Source organism: Streptomyces sp. NBC_01142 (genome assembly GCF_026341125.1).
In the GTDB taxonomy this organism is placed as follows: domain Bacteria; phylum Actinomycetota; class Actinomycetes; order Streptomycetales; family Streptomycetaceae; genus Streptomyces.
In genome coordinates this window covers 1,211,906-1,236,528 of sequence record NZ_JAPEOR010000002.1, presented here as the reverse complement: position 1 = coordinate 1,236,528, position 24,623 = coordinate 1,211,906, and the positions used below count along the sequence as shown (strand labels likewise).

Below are 24,623 nucleotides of genomic sequence, written 5' to 3'. Positions count from 1 at the left end.
GGCTCCTGCCCCCCGTTCAGCCGCGCAGCGACGCCGCCTCGCGTGCCAGGGACTCGACCCGGTCCCAGTCCTTGGCCGCGAGCGCGTCCGCCGGGAGCATCCATGTGCCGCCCACGCAGCCCACGTTCTCGAGGGTCAGGTACGAGGGCGCCGAGGCGAGGGAGATCCCGCCCGTCGGGCAGAAGCGTGCCCCGGGGAGCGGGCCCGCCAGGGACCTGAGGTAGGGCGTGCCGCCCGCCGCCTCCGCCGGGAAGAACTTCATCTCGTTCACCCCGCGCTCCAGCAGCGCCACGACCTCCGACGTCGTCGAGACCCCGGGCAGGAAGGGCACGCCCGACGCCTTCATCGCGTTCAGCAGCCGGTCCGTCCATCCGGGGCTGACCAGGAACCGCGCCCCTGCCGCCACCGCCGCGTCCACCCCGTCCGACGAGATCACCGTGCCCGCGCCGATCACCGCGTCCGGCACCTCGTCCGCGATCGCACGGATCGCGTCCAGCGCGGCCGGAGTCCGCAGGGTCACCTCGATGGCCGGGAGCCCGCCCGCCACCAGTGCCCGTGCGAGCGGCACCGCATCGGTGGCGTCCTCGATGACGACGACGGGGACGACGGGCGCGAGGTCCAGCACGGAGGGCACGCGGTCCGATGACTGCGCACGGTCCAACGAGGGCACACGGTCCGATGAGGGCGCACGGTCCAACGAGAGCGCGGAGGTCGCAGAGGGCACGAAGGTCATGGCCTCCATCCTGCCCGCCACCCTGCACGTCACGCAATGAGCGTTGCGCAATGCGCAACGCCCCGAAGATGAACGTCAGTGAATCTGCGTGACCACCACATCCAGCGCCCACGCCTTCCCCGCCTTCGCGGGCGCCTGCGCCTCCACCACGTACCCCAGATCCCGCAGCGCCTCCACCAGCTCAGCAGGCCCCGCCGGCGCCGCACCCGCCATCAGCAGATCCCGCACCAGCCGCCCCTTCGTCGCCTTGTTGAAGTGGCTGACCGCCGACCGCTTCTCGACCCCGGTCGCCGGATCGGTCTGCGAGTGCAGCACCCGCACCGACGCCGTACGCCCCGCCACCTCGCCCTTCGGCCGCCACGCGCCGGTATACGCCGAGGACCGCAGGTCCAGCACCAGCCCGTCACCCGCCGCCTCGGGCAGCACGGAGGCCATCGGCCCGCGCCAGTACGCCCCCAGCGCGCCGAGCCCCGGCAACTTCACCCCCATCGAGCAGCGGTACGAAGGAATCCGGTCACCCACCCGCACCGCGCCCCACAGCCCCGAGAAGACCAGCAGCGACTGCCGCGCCCGGCGCCGCGCGTCGGGCTCCAGCGTCGCCAGATCCAGCGCGTCGTACAGCACTCCCGTGTAGATCTCCCCGGCCGGCCGGGTCCCCGCGGTCCGCAGCTCCACGTTCTTCGCGATCTCGCCGCGCAGACCCTCGCTCAGCCCGAGTACCTCCTGCGCCTTCGCCTCGTCGGCGGCGCACAGCTCGACCAGTTCGTCCAGCACCGCGGCGCGCGCCCCGGCCAGCCCCGGCAGCGACAGTGATTCCGGCTTCAGCGGAGCCCCGCGGCCGGAAGCGGCCTTGCCTTCCGACGGCGGCAACAGCACGAGCACGGCACATCTCCTTCGTACGTACGGGGCGGGGGGTGCGGCCCCCGCGCCAGCCTACGGTGATCCGGGGTGCCGACCGTCCCGGCCGGCCATACGCTCGGTCCATGCCCCGCCGCCATCTGCACATGACCGGCGCAGCCGAGGCTCCGCTGCGGGCCGCCCTGCGTGAGCTGCGTACGAAGCTCGACGTGCCCGAGGGCTTCCCGCCCGACGTCCTCGAGGAGGCTGAGTCGGCGGCCAGGGCCCCGCGTCTGCCCGACCGCGACGCCACGGACATCCCGTTCTTCACCATCGACCCGCCCGCCTCCGTCGACCTGGACCAGGCGATGCACCTCGCGCGCCGCCCGGGCGGGGGCTTCCGGGTGCAGTACGCCATCGCGGATGTCGCGGCCTTCGTCACCCCCGGCGGCGCCCTCGACGCGGAGGCCCACCGCCGGGTGCAGACGCTCTACTTCCCGGACGAGAAGGTCCCGCTCCACCCGCCCCTGCTCTCCGAAGGCGTGGCCAGCCTGCTGCCCGACCGGACCGTGCCCGCGCTGTTGTGGCAGATCGACCTCGACGCCGAGGGACGGACCGTCGCGACCGAGGTGCGCCGCGCGCTCGTACGCAGCCGGGCCAGGCTCGACTACGAGGGCGCCCAGCAACAGATCGACGACGGCACGGCCGAGGAGCCCCTGGCACTGCTCAAGGACATCGGACTCCTGCGCGAACAGCTGGAGACCGAGCGCGGCGGCATCTCCCTCAACGTCCCCGAGCAGGAGATCGTCGAGCGCGACGGCGCGTACGTCCTCGCATTCCGGGCCCCGCTCCCGGCCCACGGCTGGAACGCGCAGATCTCCCTGCTGACGGGGATGGCCGCTGCCGACCTCATGATGGCGGCGGGCACCGGCATTCTGCGGACGCTGCCCACCGCCCCGGACGGCGCGGTGGCGAGACTGCGACGCTCGGCCAAGGCCCTGCGGATCGACTGGCCGCACCACGTCTCGTACGCCGGGCTGGTCCGCTCCCTCGACCCCCGCAACGCCCGCCACGCCGCCTTCCTCCAGGAGTGCACAACCCTGCTGCGCGGCGCGGGTTACACCTCCTTCACGGGCGGCGAGCTGCCCTCTCCCGCGGTCCATGCGGCGGTGGCCGACGAGTACACCCACTGCACCGCCCCGCTGCGGCGGCTCGTCGACCGGTACGCGGGCGAGCTGTCCGTGGCGGCGGTGGCGGGGCAGGAGCCGCCGGACTGGGTGACCGCCGCGCTCGGGGAGCTGCCCAAGGCGATGGCGGAGGGCTCCAGACGCGCCAACACCGTCGAGCGGGAGTGCGTCGACATCGTCGAGGCCGCGCTGCTGAAGGGGCGGGTCGGCGAGACGTTCGAGGGGTTCGTGGTGGATGTGAAGGAGGGCGAGCCGACGGTCGGCGCGGTCCAGCTGGAGACCCCGGCGGTGATCGGCCGCATCGAGGGCGGCAGTACGGAGCTTCCGCTGGGGGAGCGGTTGCGGGTGCGGCTCACGCAGGCCGACCCGGGGGCGGCGAAGGTGCTGTTCGCGCCTGTGTGAGGGCGGCCGCCTGCGTGAGGGCGGCGACGAGTGCTTTCGGGTCGTCGGCGTGGAAGCGGACGGTGTGCGCGCTCCCGTGCCTGCCGAGCGGCCGTACGAAGCCGACGGGCGCCGTCAGCTCGACTGCCACGGTCGTCTGGCCCGCGACGACCAGATCCAGTGACCCGTCCTCGCGCAGCTGGATCAGCTTCCCGTCCGGGAAACGGCGGTCCACGCGCGCGTGGACGATGTCCTCGGGCCGTATCCGCAGATCGAAGAGCGCGCCGTAGCGAATCCGCAGCGAACCGTCGGCGCCCACCACATGGGGCCGCGTCACACAGGACGCCTGCATCGCGATCAGCAGCACCACGCCGTACACATCGATGATCAGCGTGATCGCGTGCACCAGCGGCCAGGGGATCACCACCGCCAGCGCCACGGTCTCGACCACCGAGACGAAGACGAACCCGTACATCATCGCGGTCTGCGGGCCGGTGTACGCCGCCGGGTGCGCGCCCGCCCCGACTCCGTGCCGCCGCCGGACGACCCAGAGCGCAAGACTGTGCAGCGCCCGCAGCTCATGCAGGAGGAGCCTGCGCAGGGTGGTCGGCACCAGGGAGCGTACGGCTGCGCGCAGGGCTTCGCGCCGCCCCCGGCCGGTGCGGCGGAAGGAGGCGTACAGCCGCAGCAGTACGACGGTTTCGAGTACGAGCACGCCGAGGACGAACGCTTCGGCGACGAGAAGGACGACGGGCGGCACCTCGGCTCCCGCGACCAGGAGGACGATCAGCGCGATTTCCGCCGGCAGCACCACCCAGGCGGCCAGTCGTGCGGCCTTCACCGGAGCCCCCGTACGCGTGCGGACAGCGCCGCCAGCATGCGTCGGACCACGGCCGACTGTGCGGGCGCGAAGTCGGCCAGGAACGCCTCGCCGAAGGAGCTCTCCGTCTGGTGCAGACCGTCGCCCATCAGCGCGAGCAGTTCGTCCGGCACGCTCGCGGCAAGCGAGTCGCCGAGCGGCCCGATCCTGGGGTCGTCGGCCTCCGCTTCGGCAAGGTCGTCGAGGCTTTCGTACAACTCGTGGACGCGACGGGCGAATTCGGGATCCTCGACGAGCGGACGCAGCGCCGCGTACAGCCGCTCCCGCTGCTCCTTCTCCACCATGGTGTCGAGCAGCGCCAGATGGGTCCGGTCCTTGGCGGCCATCGGGGAGCCGCTCGGGATGAGCGCCCCGAAGAGCCCGGTGAGTTCGGGCGACACGGGTCCCTCGGCCGGCAGCCGTCCCTCCCGTGCCTGTTCCATCAGATCGCCGAGCCGGGCGCGGCGCTCGGCGATGGCGGCCTCCTGCTGCGCCAGGTCGGCGTCGAGTTCCTCCAGCACCTCGGCCAGCTCGCGGCCGGCATCGTCGGCGAGCACGTCCCGTACCTCGGCGAGTCCGAGTCCGAGTTCGGTCAGCCGCCGGATGCGGGCGAGTACGACGGCGTGCTGCAGTCCGTAGTCCCGGTATCCGTTGGGCAGCCGCTCGGGCTCGTGGAAGAGACCGAGCTGGTGGTAGTGGCGGACGGTACGGGGGGTGACGCCGACGAGTGCGGCGATCTCTCCGATCCTCATGGGTTCAGTAGAAACCTTGACGTTGCGACAAGGTCAAGCAGAGCCCTGACGGCTAACGACGTTAGCTGGACGCTGGGCCCCGATCTCGCGGGCCTGCGCGGCCGGCCTGCTCACATCTCGTACGATCGCGCCTTCGGCTACGGACTCCGCTCCAAGGAAGGCTTCCAGCGTGCCTGACCCCACCCGTGCGCAGCAGATCATCGCCGCGGCCCGCGAACTGCTCGAACAGGAAGGCCCGGACGCGCTCACCATGCGCCGCCTCGCCGAGCGGGTCGGCATCAAGGCCCCGTCCCTGTACAAGCACTTCCCCGACAAGTCGTCGGTCGAGACCGCCCTGATGGCCGAGTCCCTGCATGAGACCGCCGAGGCGCTGAAGGCCGCGGAGGCGGCGGCTCCCGGCTCCTTCCAGGCGCTGGCCGCCGCCTATCGCACCTACGCTCTGGCCCACCCCCACCTCTACCGCCTCGCCACCGGCCGCCCGCTGGCCCGCGAGGCACTGCCGCCGGGCCTGGAGGACCGTGCCGCGGCCCCCCTCGTCCGCGCGGTCGGCGGCAACGTGGACACCGCACGGGCGGCCTGGGCCTTCGCCCACGGCATGACCATCCTCGAACTGAACGGCCGCTTCCCCCCGGGCACCGATCTCGAGGCAGCCTGGGCCACCGGCTCGGCGGGCTTCGTGCCCACGCATGCCAGGTAGCATGGTCGCCACGGCAGACGAGCCGGGCGGACGGCCGCGTGGAGATCTTCTGGATCTCCCCGAGGAACGTCCGGGCTCCACAGGGCAAGGTGGTGGGTAACGCCCACCCGGGGTGACCCGCGGGACAGTGCCACAGAAAACAGACCGCCGGGGACCGTATTCGTACGGGCCTCGGTAAGGGTGAAACGGTGGTGTAAGAGACCACCAGCGCCTGAGGTGACTCAGGCGGCTAGGTAAACCCCACTTGGAGCAAGGTCAAGAGGGGCCGCTGTAAAAGGTGGCCCTGCGCGGACGTCAGAGGGCTGCCCGCCCGAGTCCGCGGGTAGACCGCACGAGACCGGCGGCAACGCCGGTCCTAGATGGATGGCCGTCTCCCCGGCCGCCGCGAGGCGACCGGGCGACAGAACCCGGCGTACAGCCCGACTCGTCTGCCGCCTAGAGCTTCTGACCAGCGCAAATGCAGGTCAGCGATCCAGCGCACCTTCGGTGCGCGCCGGGGGCGTGGTAAATGCCGTGGCGTGCGCCGGAGGTGCTTCTGTCTGCCCTGACGTGGGCTGATGCCGGTCCGGGATGCTGGAGCGGTTCGTTCCGGCCGAAACCGATGCCTCTGTGATGCCGGTGAGCTCGCAGGTCAGCGTGGTGCTGGGGACCGTCCACGGGAACCGTGGAGTGTTGCTGCGAAGCACGTGCGTCAGAATTCCTGATCCACCCTGGTCCTCCCGGAACGGCGTACGACGGGTCCGTCCGCCAGGGAGGGAGCAAGGCCGTGGACGTACTGCACGAACGCTGCGCCGGCCTCGACATCAGCAAGAAGGACGCCAAGGTCTGCGTCCGCACCCCGAGTACGAAGCGGCGGGGGTCCTTCACGACCGAGACCACGACGTGGGGATCAACGACGAACGCGGTCCTGGATCTGCGGGACCATCTGCTCGCCGCACAGGTGACGCTGGTAGTGATCGAGGCGACCAGTGACTACTGGAAGCCCTTCTACTACGTGCTGACCGAGGGCCTGGACGTGGTCCTGGTCAACGCGCGGCAGGTCAAGAACCTACCCGGCCGCAAGACGGACGTCTCGGACGCGGCCTGGCTGGCCCAGCTCGGCGCCCACGGCCTGGTCAGGCCCTCCTTCGTGCCGCCCGAGCCGGTCCGCGAACTGCGCGACCTGACCCGGGCCCGGACCACCGCCACCCGTGAACGCGGCCGTGTGGTCCAGCGGCTGGAGAAACTCCTGGAGGACACCGGCATCAAACTCTCCGCGGTCGCCTCCGACATCATGGGCGTCTCCGGCCGGGCCATGCTCGAAGCCCTCATCCGCGGCGAAGCCGACCCGCGGGTCCTCGCGGACCTGGCCAAACGCAAGCTCCGCAACAAGATCCCCGAACTCACCGAGGCCCTGACCGGACGGTTCCGCGAGCACCACGCGTTCCTGGCCCGACTGTATCTGGATCAGTACGACCAGCTCACCACGATGATCGACCAGCTCACCGGACGCATCGAGGAGGCGATGGCCCCCTTTCGTGGCGCCCTCGACCTCCTCGACACCATCCCCGGCATCAACCAGGCCACCGCCGAAGTGATCATCGCGGAGACCGGCGGGGACATGACCCGGTTCGCCTCCGCCAAACACCTCGCGTCCTGGGCCGGGGTCTGCCCCGGCCACCACGAGTCCGCCGGCCGTACCAAGAACACGAAGGTCCGGCCCGGCAACCCCTATCTCAAAGGCGCCCTCGGCCTCGCGGCATTCGGCGCTGTGAGAACCAAGGACACCTACCTGCAGGCCCGTTACAAGCGGCTGACCGCCCGCCGCGGCCCGCTCCGGGCACTGGTCGCCGTCGAGCACTCGATCATCACCGCGATCTGGCACATGCTCACCGACAACGTCGCCTACCAGGAACTCGGCGGCACCTACTTCACCCAACGCGACCCCGAACGCGCCACCCGCCGAGCCATCACCCAGCTCAACCAGCTCGGCTACACCGTCACCCTCAACCCGAGGGAGAACGCAGCCTGACCGACAGCCCCGAACACCCGGCAGCCCTCCACGGCCACCGGGCACCCAGTCCTGCCCACACCCACCCTGACCTGCTGCTATTTACGCGTCAGAGGTCCTCTTTTCGCGTATGGGCGGGCCTCGCTGGCCCCGGTCCGCACCTGTTCAAACGGGACCGCGCACTACGCCGTAGCCACGAAAGCAGCCATGCCTCGCGGGGCCGGAGGTGGGCGTCGGCGGGGCCGGGGAGTAAGCCGGGGAAGGGTCCCTGGCCACGTGTCTGGCCAGTCAGGGGCCCTCTGAGTCGGGATTGAAGCCCTCGCCGGAGCTATTGCGGCGCCTGAGGCTTGCGGTGTCTGCCGGTCCCGGGGCCGAGCTTCGGTGCCGGCCCCGAGACCTGGGTGACCTCGGGGTTGGGGAACAAGATGCGTCTCGCCGCCGCGAGATTCACCGCGAAGCCGTAGGGCTCCCACATGTGTCCGTTCCACCGCTGGATCGCCCGTGGCGCGTCAGGGTTCAGATGGGATCCCTGCGGGCTGTCGCCGGTGACGAGAGGCACGGCACGGAACCGTCCGATCTTCGTGTCACGTCGATCGGCCCACTGCGACAGCGGTTCGTCGTCCATCGTGCTTCCTACGAGCTGGGAGGCGGCTTCGTCGGAGGGTAGCGGTTCAGGCGAGCCGATGCTCCCAGCGCAGTAACGGGCCGCTGTCGATCCAGTACAGGTGCGATCTGTCGGTGACGCGGAGCCGCACAGCCTCGATACCTGGACTGCCGTTGTCCTGCCAGGCGACGAGGGCGCGCTCGACATCGTCCCAGAGGGCCACGGGGCCGCCCTGGCGGACGGTCCAACTCTCGCCGTCGGCGAGGAACTCGGCGAACGACTCCCGCTCAGGATCGAACAGGTACCGCAAGGGTGAGCCGTCGCTGCGGGCGGCGCACACGAACTGCGCACCGGGTGCGGCGAGCTGTGCGAGGAAGGCAGGCATCCACTCGTCCAGGGCGAGAGGGGACACCAGCGCGGTCCGCTCGCTGTCCGCGTACGCGGTTCGGGCGGAGAGGTCGCCCGCCACGGGGGTCACCGCCTGGGCGCGCGCCTGCATGAAAGAGGAGCGTCCGATGATCGTGCCCTCGGCGGTGCCGTCTTCGCCGACGGTGAGCTTCGCGAGGCCGGTTCCCCACGGCCAGGAGCCGACCGTGGCGAGGACGAGGCCGCCGGGCTTCGTCTGCCTGATCCACGTGTACGGGATGCGACGCACCGCGCAGGTGGCGATGACCCGGTCGTACGGCGCCCGGTGAGGATGGCCCAGAAGCCCGTCGCCCGTCACCGTCCAAGTGGAGTGGCCGGCGGTCTCCAGGGCGGCATCGGCGCGTGCCGCCACCTGCGGGTCGACCTCGACCGTGGTGACGTTGTCCTCGCCGAGGTAGTGGCACATCAGGGCCGTGGAGTATCCGGTGCCCGTGCCGATCTCCAGGACGCGGTGGTCCGCCGTGAGGTCCAGGGCTTCGATCATGCCGACGACGGTGGTCGGGTCGGTGGAGGACGACGTGGGCACGCCCGCGACGGGTTCGCCGGTCTGGTCGGCGGTGAGGTGGCCGTCGAGCTGGGTGGTCAAGGTGTCGACGCTGTAGGCGATCTTGAGCCAATCGTCCGGGTCGGTGCCGAGCGCGGTGACGGGACGCCAGGTCCGCCCCTCGTCGAGGAAGACTCCGGGATGGAGGAACTGCTCGCGGGGGACGGCTTCGACGGCCCCGCGCAGCCAGGGGGACTTCAGGACGCCCTTGTTCGAAAGCACGGCCGCCATGCGGCGCCGCTCGGATGCCGGGTCGGTCATCGGCAGTCTTCTTGCACGAGTAGGTCGGCGAAGGCGGCGGACATCGGGAGGCCGGTCTCCGTCTCCAGCCATCCCCATTGCCCGTTGGGGTTCAGCTCCAGCCACCAGTAGTTTCCCGTCCGGTCCACCGCGAGGTCGAAGCTTCCTGATGCCAGCTCCAGTCGGTCCAGGTAGGAGTGCAGTGCCTTGTCCACCTGGTCGGGAAGGTACTCCACGGTGTATGTCAGGGCGCTGTAGTCCTTGCGCCAGTCCAGCAGTTCGGAGTCGATGCGCACGGCGAACGTGTGCCGCCCCACGATCAGGACGCGGAGGTCGGCGACCTTGTCCACGCGGGCCTGAAACAGGTGGGGAGTGATGCGAACGCTGTCGTCGATCTCGTCGGCCGTGACGGGATCGGCCCATCCGGTCACCGGCACGCCGTCACGCGTATAGGGGGTCCACCGTAGCGTCTTGAAGATCGCGTCTCCTTGGATGCGGATGAACTCGCGTGCCTCGGCCGGGTCGTTGGTGACGAGGGTGGGCGGGACGGTGAAGCCGAGCTGCTGGGCGAGGGCGAGCTGAACGGGTTTGAAGTCAGCCGCGGTGATGCGCAACGGGTGGTTGACCCAGAGCGGGCCGTCCAGGGCGTAGAGCGTGCCCCCAAGCCCGTAGCGGACCTGCGCCGCAGCGAAGCGGGAGTCGTCCGGGGACAGGTTGGGGAATGACGGCCACTCCGGGCGGCGCCAGTACACCGATCGGACGCGGGTCAGGCCTGCGGTTCTCGACGAGGTGCGCACCTGCCCGACCACAGGGGCCGGGCAGGTGCCGAACCGAGCCGAGACCGTGAGGTTCTCGCCGATGTCGGCGGGGTTGAACCGGACCACCGGCACATCGCGCCGGTTGAGTTCGGTGATCACCATGTCGGCGGTGATGTCGTCCGCCTCGGTGGCCACCAGAACCGGCCTCTTCTCGGGCATGGTCATCAGTCCTGGTTGCTGTCCTGGTCGTGGCCCTGGTCGTTTTTGGAGTCCGAGTTCGTCGTCGTGGAGGTCTCGGTGCCGGAGCTGGTGCCGTGCTTGCCCATCTCGACCACCTGCCCGTCGTGGTCGCGGAACACCCCGAGCTGCGTCGTGGGGTCGACGGCGACCGTGGCGTGGGGTCGGCGGATGGTGGTCGGGTAGGGCGTGAGTCGGCCCGCGCCCCACGGTCGCGTGGGGAAAGAGAGTGCGACGGAGGTGGTCATGGGACTCCTTGGGTTGAAGGGGGAGTGGTGCGGGAAACCGTTCGCGCCAGGCAGGGTGCCAACGGCGATCTGCGGGCACCGCCTCAAAGGAGAGCGGCCTGGATGTTGTCGGCTGAGGTCGTCCACTCGACGCCTCTCTCGGGCCGGATGTGCGCGACCCGGACCGTGCCGTGGCTGTGGAGCTCGTGCGTGACGGCGACGAGAACACCCTCCCCGCGCGAGGCGATGTCGCGGACGTTCGTGTTCAGGAGTGGGTGCTGCTCGCAGCCGTCGGGGCCGACCGGGTTCACGTCTTCGGCTCCTGCTGGGCCTCGACGCGCCGCATGAACCTCTCCCAGCCGTCGGCCGCCCGCACCCGCAGAGCCCGGCTCGGTGCACCCGGCTGGGGCTCCGGCGGCGTGTACGTACGGCCGCTGGTGCCAGGGTTTCTTCGGGGCAGTTCGGAGGTCGTCACGCGGTCGCTCCTCTCGGACGGGGCAGCAGCGGGCCGCAGTTTGGACGGGACACGGCGCGGCCCGCTGCCTCGGGGGAGCCGTCCGAGGGGTCCTTGGACCTCCGAGCGGCGTGTGACCAGTGAACGACTATCCGTTACCGTCTCCCAGAGCGGACCCCGCGCATGTCCCAGGCGTTTTCCGGGCAGCGGGTGTTGCGAGTGTGTGGATGAGGAGGGTGCTCTTCGTGAGGGGAGATCAATGGCGTTGAGGCGTGGGCGCCTTGCCGAGCGGCGGGTGGCACAGGGGTACTCTCAGGAGGAATTCGCCGAAGCCCTCGCGGTGGCCGCATCCACCGTGATCCGCTGGGAGGGTGGCCGTGCCACACCACAACCGCACCAACGGCCCAAGATCGCCAGCCTGTTAGGAGTCACCCTCTCCGAGCTGGAAGGGCTGCTCGTCGAAGAACCGCCGGTCGAAACGGCCGTGCTCCCTGACACCTCAACCCTCCTCCACGGTGAGGATGACGATATGAAGCGCCGCGATGTCCTGGGCCTGCTCGCCGTCACAGGCGCGCTCGTCACCCTGCCCGGTTCGGACGAGGCCCCCCGAGGACACACGGCGGCGGCGCTCCTGGTGACAGGGGAAGAGCTGCACCGCAGTCTGTGGCAGGTCTTCACCCTCTCTGACTCCAAACGGGCCGCCTTTCCGGCGGTCCGCAGGCAGCTCGACGCCCTGACGAAGGGCCTGGCCGAGGCACGCACCTCAGCGGACCGGGGCCGGCTGTGCACAATGACGGCCGACCTCTACCAGCTGGCCGGTGAGCTCTTCTTCGACGCCAACCGGTACACCGACGCCGCCCAGTGCTACACGTTGGCCGCCAACGCGGCTCATGCCGGTGGTGACCATGACCTCTGGGCTTGTGCCATGACTCGCCACGCCTACGTCGAGCTGTACGCACGGCGCGCGCCCGCTGCCCAGCCCCTGCTGGCGGTAGCCTCCCGGATCGCCCAACGGGGCGACAGCGCCCTGTCCACCCGCCACTGGGTCGCCGCCGTCCAGGCCCAGGCGTACGCGGCCATGGGCGACATCGACGCCTGCACCCGGGCCCTCGACGAAGCCGAGAAGGTGCACTCCCTCGACGGCAATTTCCACAACGGCGGCTGGCTCCGCTTCGACGGCGCCCGCCTCCCCGAGGAACGAGGAGCCTGCTACCTCCAGCTCGGCCGTCCCGATCTCGCGGAAGAGGGCCTCACCGCAGCCCTCGCCCAACCTCTGTCGCTGCGTCGCCGTGCCGCCGTCTTGAGCGACCTTGCCGTTCTTGGGGTCCACCGGGGCGACGTCGACCAGGTCGTGCACTACGCGGAGACAGTGCTCAGTTTGGCCGACCGGTCGAACTCGGGATTCATCGGCAAGAAGTTGGACGGACTTCGAGGGCGTCTTGCCCCGCTCATGTCCGATGGCCGAGTCTCGGATCTGGATCACCGAATCGCGGCGCTTTCGCGCAGCGTATGACGAGAGGGACACGTGCATGAGTGACGGTCGGATCTTCCGCGAGGCGTGGATCGCCGGTGTGACCAAGCACTACCCCGGTGAACCGAAGCCCGGCTACGTCACGCCGTGGGACGAGACTCCCGAGTGGGAGCGCGAGGCTGCCGCGGCCGTGTACGGCCAGGTTCGCGACTTCATCAAGGTCAGCGAAGGGCACGCCACACGGCTCACCCGCGAGCAGAAGGGCCGCTTCGTGGCGATCTGCTGGACCGTCCAGATGTTCAAGCACTTCGAGGACCCGAAGCCCGGATACGTCGCCGACTGGGCCGACCTTCCGGCCTGGCAGCAGGAGACGGACTCGGACATCTTCGAGCACATCGAGCAGACCGTCTGAACTCCGAGGATGATGAAGCCCCCGTCCGGAGCGCTCCCGGGCGGGGCGTCGGCCTACGTAGCCATCAAGGTAGCCACGCAAGCGTCCTCCATTTGCGTTTGCGCAGGTCATAGCGGTGTAGCGACTCTCCCCGGCGTACAGCCCGACTCGTCTGCCTGCTGGTCCTCTGACCTTGGTCCCGTCGCCGGATTCGGCGACGGTGAAGGACCGCCGGCAGGCGTTCGCTCGTCTGCGTGAAACGGAGGCGCCGTCGAAGGCGGACGGCAGGAACGATGGCCGGTACGGGGCCTGGTCACAGCCGCCCACCGTCCCACCGCGCCCGCCCGGCGAACCAGCGGCGGATCTCCGACTCGGGGCACTAGGGGATCCAGACATGCTCTTCGAGCAGGCCGAAGACGGCACGCGTATGCGTGTCCTCCCGCTCCCGGGCCAGCCAGCGCTCGTAGGCCCCTGCGCCCTGGAGCCGGATGCCCCAGTGGTACATGGGGTCGAGGAAGAGCACGCCGCCGTACTGGAACCGGATCTCGGCCGCCCGGACCGTGCCGGCCGCCCGGTCGGACTCGTTGTTGAGGGCGTACCGGACCTGGGTGACGGCGGCGAGTTGGCTGTCGTCGCCGAGGAAGTGTGATCCGTAGTCGCCGACAGCGAACTCGTCCTCGGTGAGATCCCAGTGGGAAGAAGGTGTCGGCTCGGACACCGGCCGGAAGGCGAGCTGTCCGTGGCCGCCGAGGCAGTCCACGCGGAGATACCCCTCGTCGAGGACGAGGTAGACGGTGCAGCCCATGGGGGTGAAGCGCGGCACCGGGTCGTCGCGGTCGATGAGGCCGGGGACGCGGACGTCCCGGGCCCGCGCGCCGCGCAGGGGTGCGAAGACATGCTCGTACTGCCCGTGCCCGGTCATGCTGAGGATCGTGCACGGCCCCGGCCCGCCGCTCCACCCGTTTTCCGGGGCGGGGCCGGTCTGGCGACCTGAGTTCAGAGGTTTCCTTCGCCAGAACAGGGCTCCGCGCACCACGCCATGATCACGCGTTGTCGGCTACCTGATTCTGTCGACGAACGCCGTCCGTGTCGTCGGCGCTGAAGAGCGGCCGAACCTGACGCTCAGTGCGCGATGCTGTCGATCAGTTCGCGGGCGCCCTGACGCAGCAGTGCGACGGCCACCGACGTGCCGAGAGTTGCCGGATCGAGCGGGCCCGCCCACTCGTGTGCGTTCAGCACCGTCTTGCCGTCGGGGGTGAAGACGCGGGCACGGAGCGAGAGATCACCACTGCGTTCGGCCACCGCGAACCCGGCGATGGGTGAGTTGCAGTGTCCTTGCAGTACGTGGAGGAACATCCGCTCGGCGGTGGCCTCCCGGAAGGCGGCGGGGTCGCCGAGGCCACTGACGACGTCGATGGTGGACGCGTCGGCCTCGCGGCACTGGAGGGCGAGGATCCCCGCGCCGATCGGCGGGCACATCGTCTCCACCGGGAGGATCTCGCTGATCACGTCGGCGCGGTCGATGCGCTCAAGACCGGACACCGCCAGAAGCAGCGCGTCCGCCTCGCCCGCCGCCAGCTTCTCCAGGCGCCGGTTCGCGTTCCCGCGCATCGGTACGCATTCCAGGTGCGGGTGCGACGCGGCGAGTTGCGCGATCCTGCGGACCGAGGACGTCCCGATGCGTGTACCGGCGGGCAGCCCGTCCAGCGTCAGTCCGCCGGGGTGCACCAGCGCGTCACGGATGTCGTCGCGCTTGAGGAAGGCGGCGAAGGTCGTGCCGGCCGGAAGCGGTCGGTCCGCGGGTACGTCCTTGACGCAGTGCACCGCCAGATCGGCCTCTCCGGCGATCAGGGCGGCGTCGACTTCCTTGGTGAACGCGCCCTTCCCGCCCAGCTTCGCGAGATCGCCCATCCACCGGTCCCCGGAGGTGGTGACGGGCACGACCTCCGTACGGATGCCGGGGTGGAGCGCGGTCAGCTCGGCGCGTACCCGCTCCACCTGGGCCAGGGCCATGGGGGAGGAGCGGGAGACGATGCGGATCAGCTCGGGGGCGGACATACCGTCCACCATAGAGCGTCCGATACCGCTCCCTGGGGTCTGAACTCCGCGGCGGTGGAACATCCCTGGTCGGCAGCTCGCGCACGCGAGTGAAAAGCGAGGGCTGCTGTAGGCGGCGCGAGGTCGTCGGCGAATCCCCGGCGGCGCCGACTTGACTGACGGGGGTTCACTGAGGCTCATGGGCGGGTGCGTTGGTCCCCGGCGCCCCTCAGCCGTGCAGCGGTACGGGGCCTTGGGCAGCCCTGCACTGCCTGCGCCGGCTCCCCGTCTCCTTCGTCCCCCCCTCGGCCTGCCCATTGCCGGTACTGCCGGTGGTGTCGCCCGTGTGCGGGACGCCGGACGAGTGAGGGGCCCGTCGTCGGTCGGCCCGGCAACCGGTCGTCCGGGCGACCTCGCCGCCCTCCTCCGAAAGCTTCAACATCCGCAACAACGTCTCCTGTTGGGGCGGCAGTCGCTCTCCGCGTCGAGCCGCGCGTGCAGTCGGCCGACCGTGTCCCGGGTGGGGTCCGGGGTGTGATCCATGGGGGCAGCGCGCCATGTGTAAGGTGCGCTGATGATATTCGGACAAGACACATTCGCCGGTGCCGCAGCGGAGTTCGTGGCCTCGGTCCACGACCGCGACGGTGAGCGCTCGGAGCGCGCGTTCGCGCAGATGCAGCGGACCTTCGGGCAGGCGGCGCCCGAGGAGTTCGGCGAGGCCGCGCCGAAGCTTGCTGCCGTGGTGGGCGACGTGCCGCCCGGTCCGAGGGCCGTCGCCGCCGTGATCGTCGGTGCCTGTGTCGAGCACGGCGCCGACCCGGTGCCCTGCGCGCCGGGCGTGTTCGCCGCAGTCCGCGACGCCTTCGAGTCCGCCGCGGTGTTCTGCGAGCGCTGGGCGCAGACCGGAGGCGGAGATCTTCCCGACCCCGAACAGGGCGAGCTCACCGACGAGGTCGTCGACCGGACCGGCTTCGAGGCCGCCATCGGCTGGTGGACCCTCCAGCAGTGGCAGATGGCCTCCCTCGCCCTGCTCAACAGCAAGGTGGTACGTCAACAGCTGGACGGAAAGCCCGAGTTGCTGACTCTGGTGAAGCGGTGTGACGAGGCCGCGGGGGGCGCCTTCAAGGGGCTCGCGTACGCGCTGCAGGTGCTGGACGACGAACCGCTCGTGGTCCTGCACCGGGAGAGCCGTACCGGCTATCTGCTGCGTATGACCGGCATCGGCGACAACTTCCAGCTGCACACGCTGCTCGCCGGCGCGCTCATCGGGGGACTGCACATACCCGGCGAGAGCCCGTCCGCGGAAGCCATCGCGGTCTGCCGGGACGCCGAGGGGCAGGTCACCACCACCGGGTCCTTCAACCTGGTCGCGCCGGACGGCAGCTGGATCTGGAACGAGGGCACCACCTCCGACATCCCTGTGGTCGGCGGCGCCCGGCTGCTGGTGCTCGACCCGCCGGCGTACCAACGCGGCTGGCCGGCCGGGCGGTACTTCCCCAACATGCCGGGCAACCTCGTCATGGAGCGCGTGCTCGGCGCGCAGGAGACCGCGGAGTGGTTCGCGCAGGTGGCGGAAGCCAAGGGGTGAGGCGGTGCGCGGGGCTGTCGGATGGATGTGAGGGGCGGGGGCGGGAAGACCGGTCGGTTCGAGAGCTGGCAGGCCTGACCACCGGCGAGGTCCTTGCCCCGGTGCCCGCGGACGCGACGAGGCGGTCATCGCCACCCCGTGGGGCGACGAGTGGGGCAACCGCTTCGACCGGGACACGCACACGGCGGGCGGGAGCGACGCCAGCGCCCGCGTAGGCGTGGCGCTGACCGCCTCGCTGGACCGCCTCGCTGGACCGGCTCGGCACCGACCGCACCGACCGCGCTGACCGCACCGATCGCGCCTGCCTGTACCGGCCTGTACCGGTCAGCGAGGTCGGCCTCGGCCGAGGTCAGCCGGCGTCGGGGATGCGGGCCCCGGTGCCACTCACCCGTACCCGAGGATCGCCCTCGCGCAGCGTCACCGTGAGTACTCCGGGACGGCCCATGTCCACACCCTGGTGCAGGGTGAGCTCCGTCTCCGCCGCCACGACGCCGAGTTCGCGCGCGTACGCGCCGAACGCTGCCGCCGCCGCGCCCGTCGCCGGGTCCTCGACCACGCCGCCCACCGGGAAGGGGGCCCGGACATGGAACACCGAGTCCGACTCCCGCCACGCCAGCTGGACCGTCGTCAGGTCGAGGCGGTGCATCAGGGCTTCGAGGCGCGCGAAGTCGTACTGGAGGTCCGCGAGGCGGGAGCGGGTCGCGGCCGCCAGGACCAGATGGCGGGCACCCGCGAAGGCGATGCGCGGCGGCAGCGCCGGATCGAGGTCCTCGGCGGGCCAGTCGAGGGCGGCGAGGGCCTCGCGCACATCGTCCGCGGACGCCTCCTCGATGCGCGGCTCGATGCTGGTGAGCGTCGCGCGCAGCACGCCGTCCACGGACGCGACCGTCACGGGCACCGTGCCCACGGAGGTGGCGAAGGCGAAGTCGCCCGGGCCGCCGAGCTCCGCCAGCGCGATGGCCGTCGCGACCGTGGCGTGACCGCAGAAGGGAACCTCCGCTTTGGGGCTGAAGTACCGGATGGTGAACGCCCGGCCGTGCCCGTCCGCGAGTTCCGCCGGCGGGTCGGAGAGGAACGCGGACTCGCTGTACCCGAGGTCGGCGGCGATGGCGAGCATGTTGGCGTCGTCCAGTCCGGAGGCGTCGAGGACGACGCCGGCGGGGTTTCCGCCTGCCGGGTCGGAGGAGAAGGCGGTGTATCGCAGCACTTCGGTGGACTGGGGCTTCGTTGTCATACCGGCGCTAACTCGTCGGGCCCCGTGATCATTCCCGGAGGCCCGGAGGCCCGGAGGCCCGGGTGTTGGGGATGCCGGGGTGCCCGGGTGCCGGGTGCCGGGCGCCGAGGCGGGCTCGTTCCCCCACCCCGCCCCTTCCCGTAACCGGGCTCCGCCCTGGACCCTGCGCCTCAATTGCCGGCGGGGCTTGTTCGGCCCTGGGCCCTGCGCCTCAATCGCCGGCGGGGCTTTTGGGGGTTCGGCCCCGGGCCGCGCGCCTCAATCGCCCTCGAGGGCTTGTTCGGGGCTCGGCCCCGGCCCCGGCGTGCCTCGAACGCCGACGTCGCCCTTTTGGGGGGGCTTTCCGGCAGTTCGGGCAGACGCCCCCTCAGTCCCCTCAGCCCCGCCCGATGTACGGCATCGCCGTCGCCATCACCGTCACGAACTGCACGTTCGCCTCCAGCGGCAGCTCCGCCATATGCAGCACTGTCCTCGCCACATCCCCCGCGTCCATCACCGGTTCCGCGGCCAGTTCACCGTTCGCCTGGAGGATTCCCGACTGCATCCGCTCGGTCATCTCCGTCGCCGCGTTGCCGATGTCGATCTGGCCGCACGCGATCCCGTACGCACGCCCGTCCAGCGACAGTGACTTCGTCAGGCCCGTCAGCGCGTGCTTCGTCGCGGTGTACGGCGCCGAATGCGGGCGCGGCACATGGGCCGAGACCGAGCCGTTGTTGATGATCCGGCCGCCCTGCGGGGACTGCTCCTTCATCGTCCGGAACGCCGCCTGTGCGCACAGGAACGCGCCCGTGAGGTTCACGTCCACCACCGAGCGCCACGACTCGTGGGTCAGGTCCTCGAAGCGGACGCCCCTGGGGCCGAACGTGCCCGCGTTGTTGAAGAGCAGGTCCACGCGGCCGTACCGCTCGCGCACCGCTTCGAAGAGCGCGGTGACTTCGCCCGGATCGGTCACATCCGTCCGTACGCGGAACGTGTCGCCGCCCGCCGAGGAAGCCGTCTCCTCCAGCGTCTCCGTGCGCCGCCCGGCCAGCGCCACCGACCAGCCCGCGCCGGCCAGCGTGAGCGCGACGCTCCGGCCGATGCCCGAGCCGGCGCCCGTCACCACAGCGATCTTCTGTGCAGCGTTCATGGACGCGCAGCGTACGCGGACGCCGCGCATCCGGAACTCATCCGACCGACATACGGACGTTGTGTACTCGACAACGCAGAGTCGTCGGCCCCCGCTCCAATGCGAGTGACAACACTCGCCAGGGGAGGGCCACATGACGCTCGTGCCGCACCACCGTGCCACCCACGCCACCGAGCTGCGAGCCGCCGCCCGTCACATCGGCCGACGCAGGTTCCTCACTGCCACCGGCGCCGCCGCCGCGCTCGCCTTCGCCGTCGACCTGTCCGGCTCCGCGCAGGCCGCCGAGCTGGACGTCATGAAGATCGCCGAGAACCCTTTCACCCTCGGTGTCGCCTCGGGCGACCCCCAGTCCGGGTCCGTCGTGCTCTGGACGCGCCTCGCCCCCCGCCCGTACGAGCCCGACAGCGGGCTGCCCCGCGCCAAGTTCTCCGTCCGGTGGGAGATCGCCCACGACGCGCGCTTCGCCCGCGTCGCGCGACGCGGAAACGTCATCGCCCACCCCGAGTTCGACCACAGCGTCCATGTCGAGGCGGACGGCCTCGACGCCGACCGCGTCTACTACTTCCGCTTCCGCGCCGGGAGATGGATCAGTCCGACAGGACGGACCCGCACCGCCCCCGCCCGCTCCGCCCGTATCCGCGAGCTCAAGCTCGCCGCCGTGTCCTGCCAGGCCTACCACGACGGCTACTTCACCGCGTACAAGCACCTCGCCGACGAGGACCTCGATGTCGTCTTCCACCTCGGCGACTATCTCTACGAGTACGCCGTGACCGCCGTCGGCGGCGCGCGCAACTACCCCGCCGACCGCCGCCTCCCCGCCCACTACAACCGCGAGACGCTCACCCTCGAGGACTACCGGCTCCGGTACGGGCTCTACAAGTCCGACCCCGACCTCAAGGCCGCACACGCGGCGCACCCCTTCGTTCTCACGTGGGACGACCACGAGACCGAGAACAACTACGCGGACGACATCCCCGAGAACGACGTCCCGCCGGAGGAGTTCCTGCTGCGCAGGGCAGCCGCCTACCGCGCGTACTGGGAGAACCAGCCGCTGCGCAGGCCCCAGCGGCCCAACGACGCAGATATGCAGCTCTACCGCCGCCTGCACTTCGGGCAGCTCGCGCAGTTCGACATCCTCGACACCCGCCAGTACCGCTCCGACCAGGCGTACGGCGACGGCCTGGACATCCCCGGGCCCGAGTCCGAGGACCCGTCACGCACCATGACCGGTGCCACGCAGGAGCGCTGGCTGCTCGACGGCTGGCGCAACTCGCAGGCGCTGTGGAACGTCGTGCCGCAGCAGGTCACCTTCGCCCAGCGGCTGCTGGACCTCAATCCGGTGGCCAAGGTGAGCATGGACTCCTGGGACGGCTACCCGGCCTCCCGGGAGCGCGTCCTCGCCGGGGCCGAGGCGGCCGGCGTGGCGAACCTGATGGTGCTGACCGGCGATGTCCACGTCGCGTACGCCTTCGACGTCAAGCGGGACTACAGGACGCCCGGCGCGAAGGTCGTCGGCACGGAGATCGTGGCAACCTCCATCTCCAGCGGCAAGGACGGCGCGGACAAGCCGTCCAGCTGGGAGACGTACACCAAGGCCAACCCGCATCTGAAGTTCTACAACGGCCGCCGCGGCTACGTGAACGTCACGCTCGGCGAGCAGCAGGCGCGCGCCGACTTCAGGACGGTCGATGCCGTCACCACACCGGGCGGCGCCGTCACCACCGCGGCGTCGTTCGTGACGGAGGTCGGCAACCAGGGACTCAAGCCGGCCTGAGGGGTGTCGTTCCCGCCCCGACGACGTCACCCGGGTAGCGGACGCCGATGCGGTCCCGTACCGCGTCGAGCGTCCGCATCACGGCGAGACTGCCGTCCAGCGGAACCAGCGGCGACTCCGTCTCGCCCGCCCGCAGACAGCGCATCACCTCGGCCGCCTCGTGCTGGAGGCTGTCCCGCGGGCCCTCGGCGGTGAACTCCTCCGGCTCCTGCCCGCCCTCGCGGTGCAGTACGAAACGGTCCGGGAAGAAGAAGCCGTGCGGAATCTCGATCCGCCCGGCCGTGCCCGTCACCGACGCCGTCACCGGGGTCCCGGCCGTCACCGAGCAGGAGAGCAGCGCCTGCGCCCCCGCGTCCGACCAGCCGAGCAGCATCCCGGTGTTCAGATCCACGCCTTCGGGGGAGAGCAGCGCGTCGGCCTGTACGCGGTCGGGCTCGCCCAGCAGCAGCTGTGCGAACGAGACCGGGTAGACACCGAGGTCCAGCAGCGCGCCGCCGCCCAGGGCCGGGTCGCGCAGCCGGTGGCCGGGCGCGAAGGGCCCGGCCAGACCGAAGTCGGCCTGGACGGTGCGTACCTCACCTATCGCCCCGTCCCGTACGAGTCCGGCGATGCGGCGGACGAGAGGGTGGCAGTACATCCACATGGCCTCCATCAGGAAGCGGCCGCGGTCCCGGGCGAGGGCGACGAGCTCCGCCGCCTCGGCGGCGTTCAGGGTGAACGCCTTCTCGCACAGCACTGCCTTTCCGGCCTCCAGACAGAGCCCGGCGGCGGCCCGGTGCGCTGAGTGCGGGGTGGCGACGTACACCACATCGACGTCCTCGTCGGCGGCGAGTGAGGCCCAGTCCCCGTACGCTCGAGGGATCGCGAACCGGTCCGCGAACGCCGTGGCGGACGCTTCGGTACGGGACGCCACGGCGACCACCTCGGCGTCCGGCATCCGCTGCAGATCCGCGGTGAACGCCGCAGCTATGCCACCGGTCGCGAGCACGCCCCACCGCACGGTCCTGTCCATTCCCGCCCCACCCCTCGCCACCAGGTCTCGACCACTCGGACGAGCTGAGAGCATAGACGCGGATACTGAGGAACAGGAGCTGTTGATGCCGGAGAGCGGCCAGAGCGCACCAGGACACATAACCCCCGCCGACCCGGCACCCACTCCCGTATCCGAACGGGCCACCGCCGGGTCCGGCCCGGCCGCTTGCGTACCCGGCCCGGCCACCCCCGTACCCGGCCCGGCCACCCCCGTACCCGGCCCGGCCACCCCCGCGCCCGTCGTGGTGGCCCGCCGCGTCGGCCTCCTGGTCACCCTTGTCCTCGGCGGGCTCACCGCGCTGCCGCCGCTCTCCATGGACATGTACCTTCCGGCCCTGCCCGCGGTCACCGAGTCGTTCGGCTCGCCCGCCGCGACCGTTCAGCTCACGCTCACCGCCTGCCTGTTCGGCATGGCGCTCGGCCAGTTGGTGGTCGGCCCGATGAGCGACAAGTGGGGGCGCCGCCGCCCGCTGCTCATCGGCATGAGCGTGTACATCGCCGCCACCGCGATCTGCGCCCTGGCGACCACCGTCGAGCTGCTGATCGGCTTCCGGCTGCTGCAGGGGCTGGCGGGCGCGGCCGGCATTGTCATCGCGCGCGCCGTGGTGCGCGACCTGTACGACGGCGTGGAGATGGCCCGCTTCTTCTCCACTCTGATGCTGATCTCCGGCGTAGCGCCGATCATCGCGCCGCTCATCGGCGGCCAGGTCCTCCGCATCACCGACTGGCGCGGCATCTTCCTCGTCCTCACCGCGGTCGGTATCGCGCTCACCCTCGTCGTGGCGAAGTGGCTGCACGAGACCCTACCGCGGGAGAAGCGGCACAGCGGCGGCGTCGGCGCGGCTCTGCGCACCATGCGCGGACTGCTCGCCGACCGGGTCTTCACCGGCTACATGCTCACCGGCGGCCTCGCCTTCGCCGCACTCTTCGCTTACATCTCCGCCTCCCCGTTCGTGGTGCAGGAGATCTACGGCGCGTCCCCGCAGACCTTCAGCCTCCTCTTCGGCGTCAACTCCATCGGCCTGATCACGGTGGGCCAGATCAACGGCAAGCTGCTGGTGGGCCGGGTCAGCCTGGACAAGACGCTCGGTTTCGGCCTGGCCGTCATCACGCTGGCCGCCACCGCGCTGCTCCTGATGACCTCGGGGGTCTTCGGGAAGGTGGGGCTCCTTCCCATCGCGGCCGGCCTGTTCGTGCTGATGTCGGCGATGGGCCTGGCGATGCCGAACACCAACGCCCTGGCCCTGACGCGCACCCCGCACGCCGCGGGCTCCGCGTCCGCGCTGATCGGTACGTCCTCGTTCCTGATCGGCGCCGTCGCCTCGCCGCTCGTCGGGATCGCGGGCGAGGCGACGGCGTTCCCGATGGCCGTGGTCCAACTGGTGTGCGCGCTGGCCTCGGTGGGCTGCTTCCTGGGCCTGTGCCGCCCGTGGCAGCGAGGTGAGCAGGCCGTCCTCTGATCAGCCCGGCCCACGCGGCCCGCCCGGCCCACCCCGATGCCGGATCCCCCGGCCGACGCCCCGATGCCGGAGCCCCCGGCCCGGCCGGACGCCGAGCCCGTCCGACCGAGCCCTTCTACGGTTCCCGGCGCGGGTACCCGATCAGATGCAGCCGGTCCTTGGGATCCGTCCAGCCGAAGACGCCCACGCCCACGGTCTCCGCCACAGGCAGGCGGACACTGGGGGAGAGAGCCTCGGGCACCGCGACGGTCAGGTCCATCTCGATCGGATCGCCCCCGCCGGCCAGGGCCTCCGCCGGGCTGCGCGCGCTCGTTGCGCCGTACGCCGTACCCGAGTCGGTCACCGTCGTCAGGGTCAGCGGCTTCGAGCCGTCCGACTGGTCGAAGCAGTACGCCTTGCGCTGCTCCAGGTCGAACGCCAGATTCCCGGCGACCAGATAGCCGCCCTCGGGCGAGAGCGCCGCCTGCGGATACTCGCCCGGCTCGATTGCCGGCTTGTGGCACTCCACCTGTGCCAGCGCCTTCCCTGACGCCATGTCGTGCACCGCCCACAGATCGTGCGTGCCGGCGTCCTTGCGGCCCTTCTTCATCCGCCACCTGGCCAGTACGTACCCGGGGGCCACCGACGTCGGCACCCCGGAGGCGGGATCGGTGCGGGCCGGAGCCACCTTGCTGCTGGACCAGCCGCCCTTGACCCAGAAGCCCGGGTCCCCGCTCACCAGCAGGCCCTTGGCCGTCATTCCGCGGACCTCGGTCAGCCGTCGGCAGCCCGTACAGCCCTTGGGGTGGCCGAGCGCGTTCTCCGGAATCTCGGACACCTCGCCGGTGGCCGGGTCGACGACCGCGCTCCTGGTGCGGCCGTCGCTGATGAGGATGCCGGGGCCGGTGCCGGAGACGGACGGCGGGGCGGGCCACGGGACCTCGACCCGCTGCCGGGCTCCGTCCGCCACGGCGTACACATCGAGGGCGACGAAGGAGTCGGCCGGCGTCAGCGCGTCCTCGCCCATGGTGCCGAACGACCAGGTCACGAAGTACTCGCGGCCGTCCTTGGTGACGGCGAGCAGCCGGGGGAAGGTCTCGGGGGAGGACGGCGGACGCCAGGGCAGTCCCGTCCAGCCGGGCTTGCCGGTCGCCGCGTCGAGGGTCCGCAGCCGGAAGCGGGAGTCGTCCACCCGCTGGAGGTAGGCGATACGGCCGCTGTCGTACGCGATGGCGTGCTCGGGGGAGACATCGGTGATCTCCCAGCCCTGCCGGGTGTCGTACGCCGCCGGGACGGTGAGCCGGGTCAGCGGTTCCGCGCTGTGCCGCACCGGCGTACGGGGCTTGTCGCCGGCTCCGCCGCCGCTGCCCTCGCCGCCTCCGCACATGGTCAGCAGGAGCAGCAGTGCCAGCACGATCACCCCGGCCGCCAGGGCCATGCGCACGACCCTCTGTCTCATGGTCCCCCCGTGAGCGATGCTGCACGCAGCGTGTCATGCAAGGTGTCACGCAGCGTGTGCGACGACGGGCGTCAGCGTAGCAACTGCCGCTCTGCCCCCAGCAGTTCGATTCCGTCGCCGGTCCGTACCGATTCCGTGCCGCC

General features: G+C 70.9%; 24 protein-coding genes and 1 other RNA gene. 9 read left to right on the top strand and 16 right to left on the bottom strand.

Going from position 1 to position 24,623, the window contains the following annotated elements:
• Window positions 1–16: 16 nt before the first annotated feature.
• Window positions 17–634 (bottom strand): bifunctional 4-hydroxy-2-oxoglutarate aldolase/2-dehydro-3-deoxy-phosphogluconate aldolase, encoded by a 618-nt coding sequence (gene eda / locus OG883_RS23010; RefSeq protein ID WP_266549351.1) that lies wholly within the window; start codon window positions 632–634, stop codon window positions 17–19.
• Between the two features lie 174 nt (window positions 635–808).
• A complete protein-coding gene (gene yaaA / locus OG883_RS23005) occupies window positions 809–1,615 on the bottom strand; it encodes a peroxide stress protein YaaA (protein WP_266543969.1) in 807 nt (268 codons plus the stop codon).
• 101 nt (window positions 1,616–1,716) lie between these two features.
• Between yaaA and OG883_RS23000 the strand changes: the two genes are divergently transcribed.
• Window positions 1,717–3,159: an RNB domain-containing ribonuclease gene (locus OG883_RS23000; protein ID WP_266543967.1), complete on the top strand. Its 1,443-nt coding sequence runs from the start codon at window positions 1,717–1,719 to the stop codon at window positions 3,157–3,159.
• Here OG883_RS23000 and OG883_RS22995 read toward each other — a convergent pair.
• Together OG883_RS22995 and OG883_RS22990 are read right to left on the bottom strand one after the other, a co-directional pair.
• Entirely contained in the window at window positions 3,110–3,979 is an 870-nt protein-coding gene (locus tag OG883_RS22995; RefSeq protein WP_266543965.1) for a hypothetical protein, read from the bottom strand. The two genes, OG883_RS23000 and OG883_RS22995, sit on opposite strands and share 50 nt — an antisense overlap.
• The gene (locus tag OG883_RS22990; RefSeq protein ID WP_266543962.1) at window positions 3,976–4,749 is read right to left on the bottom strand and encodes a MerR family transcriptional regulator; all 774 of its coding nucleotides are present in this window, start codon (window positions 4,747–4,749) and stop codon (window positions 3,976–3,978) included. The genes OG883_RS22995 and OG883_RS22990 overlap by 4 nt, the downstream gene beginning before the upstream one ends.
• Before the next feature lie 169 nt (window positions 4,750–4,918).
• On the opposite strand from OG883_RS22990, the gene OG883_RS22985 reads away from it, so the two are divergent.
• The 3 genes from OG883_RS22985 (at window position 4,919) to OG883_RS22975 (ending at window position 7,457) form a co-directional block, all read left to right on the top strand.
• Window positions 4,919–5,446, top strand: a complete 528-nt coding sequence (locus tag OG883_RS22985; RefSeq protein WP_266543959.1) for a TetR/AcrR family transcriptional regulator — start codon at window positions 4,919–4,921, stop codon at window positions 5,444–5,446.
• An 18-nt stretch (window positions 5,447–5,464) separates the two neighbouring features.
• Window positions 5,465–5,877, top strand: an RNA gene (rnpB, locus tag OG883_RS22980) — RNase P RNA component class A.
• A 335-nt stretch (window positions 5,878–6,212) separates the two neighbouring features.
• Complete coding sequence (locus OG883_RS22975) at window positions 6,213–7,457, top strand: IS110 family transposase (protein WP_266533284.1); 1,245 nt, start codon at window positions 6,213–6,215, stop codon at window positions 7,455–7,457.
• Window positions 7,458–7,764: 307 nt separating this feature from the next.
• Here the strand turns inward: OG883_RS22975 and OG883_RS22970 are convergent, their stop codons facing one another.
• The 6 genes from OG883_RS22970 to OG883_RS22945 all read right to left on the bottom strand — a co-directional run bounded on the left by OG883_RS22970 (window position 7,765) and on the right by OG883_RS22945 (window position 10,947).
• Entirely contained in the window at window positions 7,765–8,061 is a 297-nt protein-coding gene (locus OG883_RS22970; RefSeq protein WP_266543956.1) for a DUF6087 family protein, read from the bottom strand.
• A 46-nt stretch (window positions 8,062–8,107) separates the two neighbouring features.
• Window positions 8,108–9,271 (bottom strand): ATP-grasp peptide maturase system methyltransferase, encoded by a 1,164-nt coding sequence (gene tgmC, locus OG883_RS22965; RefSeq protein WP_266543953.1) that lies wholly within the window; start codon window positions 9,269–9,271, stop codon window positions 8,108–8,110.
• Window positions 9,268–10,227, bottom strand: coding sequence for an ATP-grasp ribosomal peptide maturase (gene tgmB / locus OG883_RS22960; protein ID WP_266543952.1), 960 nt, complete (start codon window positions 10,225–10,227; stop codon window positions 9,268–9,270). The genes tgmC and tgmB overlap by 4 nt, the downstream gene beginning before the upstream one ends.
• Before the next feature lie 5 nt (window positions 10,228–10,232).
• Entirely contained in the window at window positions 10,233–10,493 is a 261-nt protein-coding gene (gene tgmA / locus OG883_RS22955) for a putative ATP-grasp-modified RiPP (protein WP_266543949.1), read from the bottom strand.
• A gap of 83 nt (window positions 10,494–10,576) precedes the next feature.
• On the bottom strand, window positions 10,577–10,783 hold the full coding sequence (locus OG883_RS22950; RefSeq protein WP_266543947.1) for a hypothetical protein: 207 nt from the start codon (window positions 10,781–10,783) through the stop codon (window positions 10,577–10,579).
• Window positions 10,780–10,947: a hypothetical protein gene (locus tag OG883_RS22945; protein WP_266543944.1), complete on the bottom strand. Its 168-nt coding sequence runs from the start codon at window positions 10,945–10,947 to the stop codon at window positions 10,780–10,782. Before OG883_RS22945 ends, OG883_RS22950 begins: the two co-directional genes overlap by 4 nt.
• Before the next feature lie 238 nt (window positions 10,948–11,185).
• Here OG883_RS22945 and OG883_RS22940 point away from each other — a divergent pair, with 238 nt between their 5' ends.
• Window positions 11,186–12,439 carry a helix-turn-helix transcriptional regulator gene (locus OG883_RS22940; protein WP_266543941.1) on the top strand — a complete coding sequence of 418 codons (1,254 nt, stop codon included), beginning with the start codon at window positions 11,186–11,188 and terminating at the stop codon, window positions 12,437–12,439.
• 16 nt (window positions 12,440–12,455) lie between these two features.
• The gene (locus tag OG883_RS22935; protein WP_266543938.1) at window positions 12,456–12,809 is read left to right on the top strand and encodes a hypothetical protein; all 354 of its coding nucleotides are present in this window, start codon (window positions 12,456–12,458) and stop codon (window positions 12,807–12,809) included.
• Between the two features lie 358 nt (window positions 12,810–13,167).
• Here the strand turns inward: OG883_RS22935 and OG883_RS22930 are convergent, their stop codons facing one another.
• Window positions 13,168–13,710 (bottom strand): hypothetical protein, encoded by a 543-nt coding sequence (locus OG883_RS22930; protein ID WP_266543935.1) that lies wholly within the window; start codon window positions 13,708–13,710, stop codon window positions 13,168–13,170.
• Between the two features lie 200 nt (window positions 13,711–13,910).
• Window positions 13,911–14,846 carry a hydroxymethylbilane synthase gene (hemC, locus tag OG883_RS22925; RefSeq protein WP_266543932.1) on the bottom strand — a complete coding sequence of 312 codons (936 nt, stop codon included), beginning with the start codon at window positions 14,844–14,846 and terminating at the stop codon, window positions 13,911–13,913.
• A 553-nt stretch (window positions 14,847–15,399) separates the two neighbouring features.
• Between hemC and OG883_RS22920 the strand changes: the two genes are divergently transcribed.
• Entirely contained in the window at window positions 15,400–16,413 is a 1,014-nt protein-coding gene (locus OG883_RS22920; RefSeq protein ID WP_266543930.1) for a hypothetical protein, read from the top strand.
• A gap of 349 nt (window positions 16,414–16,762) precedes the next feature.
• Here OG883_RS22920 and OG883_RS22915 read toward each other — a convergent pair whose 3' ends face one another.
• Both OG883_RS22915 and OG883_RS22910 read right to left on the bottom strand, forming a co-directional pair.
• Window positions 16,763–17,647: a PhzF family phenazine biosynthesis protein gene (locus OG883_RS22915; protein WP_266543927.1), complete on the bottom strand. Its 885-nt coding sequence runs from the start codon at window positions 17,645–17,647 to the stop codon at window positions 16,763–16,765.
• Between the two features lie 376 nt (window positions 17,648–18,023).
• On the bottom strand, window positions 18,024–18,776 hold the full coding sequence (locus tag OG883_RS22910; protein WP_266543924.1) for an SDR family oxidoreductase: 753 nt from the start codon (window positions 18,774–18,776) through the stop codon (window positions 18,024–18,026).
• Window positions 18,777–18,909: 133 nt separating this feature from the next.
• Here OG883_RS22910 and OG883_RS22905 point away from each other — a divergent pair, with 133 nt between their 5' ends.
• The gene (locus tag OG883_RS22905; RefSeq protein ID WP_266543921.1) at window positions 18,910–20,550 is read left to right on the top strand and encodes an alkaline phosphatase; all 1,641 of its coding nucleotides are present in this window, start codon (window positions 18,910–18,912) and stop codon (window positions 20,548–20,550) included.
• On the opposite strand, the gene OG883_RS22900 is transcribed toward OG883_RS22905, so the two are convergent.
• The gene (locus tag OG883_RS22900; RefSeq protein ID WP_266543918.1) at window positions 20,537–21,562 is read right to left on the bottom strand and encodes a Gfo/Idh/MocA family protein; all 1,026 of its coding nucleotides are present in this window, start codon (window positions 21,560–21,562) and stop codon (window positions 20,537–20,539) included. The two genes, OG883_RS22905 and OG883_RS22900, sit on opposite strands and share 14 nt — an antisense overlap.
• Before the next feature lie 85 nt (window positions 21,563–21,647).
• Between OG883_RS22900 and OG883_RS22895 the strand changes: the two genes are divergently transcribed.
• Complete coding sequence (locus OG883_RS22895; RefSeq protein WP_266543915.1) at window positions 21,648–23,042, top strand: Bcr/CflA family multidrug efflux MFS transporter; 1,395 nt, start codon at window positions 21,648–21,650, stop codon at window positions 23,040–23,042.
• Window positions 23,043–23,157: 115 nt separating this feature from the next.
• Here OG883_RS22895 and OG883_RS22890 read toward each other — a convergent pair whose 3' ends face one another.
• Window positions 23,158–24,480, bottom strand: a complete 1,323-nt coding sequence (locus OG883_RS22890; protein ID WP_266543913.1) for a hypothetical protein — start codon at window positions 24,478–24,480, stop codon at window positions 23,158–23,160.
• Window positions 24,481–24,623 lie beyond the last annotated feature (143 nt).

What these genes read in the sequence shown, in the direction of transcription:
- OG883_RS23000 (WP_266543967.1), top strand. Translation starts at nt 1,717, where the DNA reads ATGCCCCGCCGCCATCTGCACATGACCGGCGCAGCCGAGGCTCCGCTG.
- OG883_RS22990 (WP_266543962.1), bottom strand. Translation starts at nt 4,749, where the DNA reads ATGAGGATCGGAGAGATCGCCGCACTCGTCGGCGTCACCCCCCGTACC.
- OG883_RS22970 (WP_266543956.1), bottom strand. Translation starts at nt 8,061, where the DNA reads ATGGACGACGAACCGCTGTCGCAGTGGGCCGATCGACGTGACACGAAG.
- tgmC (WP_266543953.1), bottom strand. Translation starts at nt 9,271, where the DNA reads ATGACCGACCCGGCATCCGAGCGGCGCCGCATGGCGGCCGTGCTTTCG.
- tgmB (WP_266543952.1), bottom strand. Translation starts at nt 10,227, where the DNA reads ATGCCCGAGAAGAGGCCGGTTCTGGTGGCCACCGAGGCGGACGACATC.
- tgmA (WP_266543949.1), bottom strand. Translation starts at nt 10,493, where the DNA reads ATGACCACCTCCGTCGCACTCTCTTTCCCCACGCGACCGTGGGGCGCG.
- OG883_RS22940 (WP_266543941.1), top strand. Translation starts at nt 11,186, where the DNA reads ATGGCGTTGAGGCGTGGGCGCCTTGCCGAGCGGCGGGTGGCACAGGGG.
- OG883_RS22935 (WP_266543938.1), top strand. Translation starts at nt 12,456, where the DNA reads ATGAGTGACGGTCGGATCTTCCGCGAGGCGTGGATCGCCGGTGTGACC.
- OG883_RS22930 (WP_266543935.1), bottom strand. Translation starts at nt 13,710, where the DNA reads ATGACCGGGCACGGGCAGTACGAGCATGTCTTCGCACCCCTGCGCGGC.
- hemC (WP_266543932.1), bottom strand. Translation starts at nt 14,846, where the DNA reads ATGTCCGCCCCCGAGCTGATCCGCATCGTCTCCCGCTCCTCCCCCATG.
- OG883_RS22920 (WP_266543930.1), top strand. Translation starts at nt 15,400, where the DNA reads ATGATATTCGGACAAGACACATTCGCCGGTGCCGCAGCGGAGTTCGTG.
- OG883_RS22915 (WP_266543927.1), bottom strand. Translation starts at nt 17,647, where the DNA reads ATGACAACGAAGCCCCAGTCCACCGAAGTGCTGCGATACACCGCCTTC.
- OG883_RS22910 (WP_266543924.1), bottom strand. Translation starts at nt 18,776, where the DNA reads ATGAACGCTGCACAGAAGATCGCTGTGGTGACGGGCGCCGGCTCGGGC.
- OG883_RS22905 (WP_266543921.1), top strand. Translation starts at nt 18,910, where the DNA reads ATGACGCTCGTGCCGCACCACCGTGCCACCCACGCCACCGAGCTGCGA.
- OG883_RS22900 (WP_266543918.1), bottom strand. Translation starts at nt 21,562, where the DNA reads ATGGACAGGACCGTGCGGTGGGGCGTGCTCGCGACCGGTGGCATAGCT.
- OG883_RS22895 (WP_266543915.1), top strand. Translation starts at nt 21,648, where the DNA reads ATGCCGGAGAGCGGCCAGAGCGCACCAGGACACATAACCCCCGCCGAC.
- OG883_RS22890 (WP_266543913.1), bottom strand. Translation starts at nt 24,480, where the DNA reads ATGAGACAGAGGGTCGTGCGCATGGCCCTGGCGGCCGGGGTGATCGTG.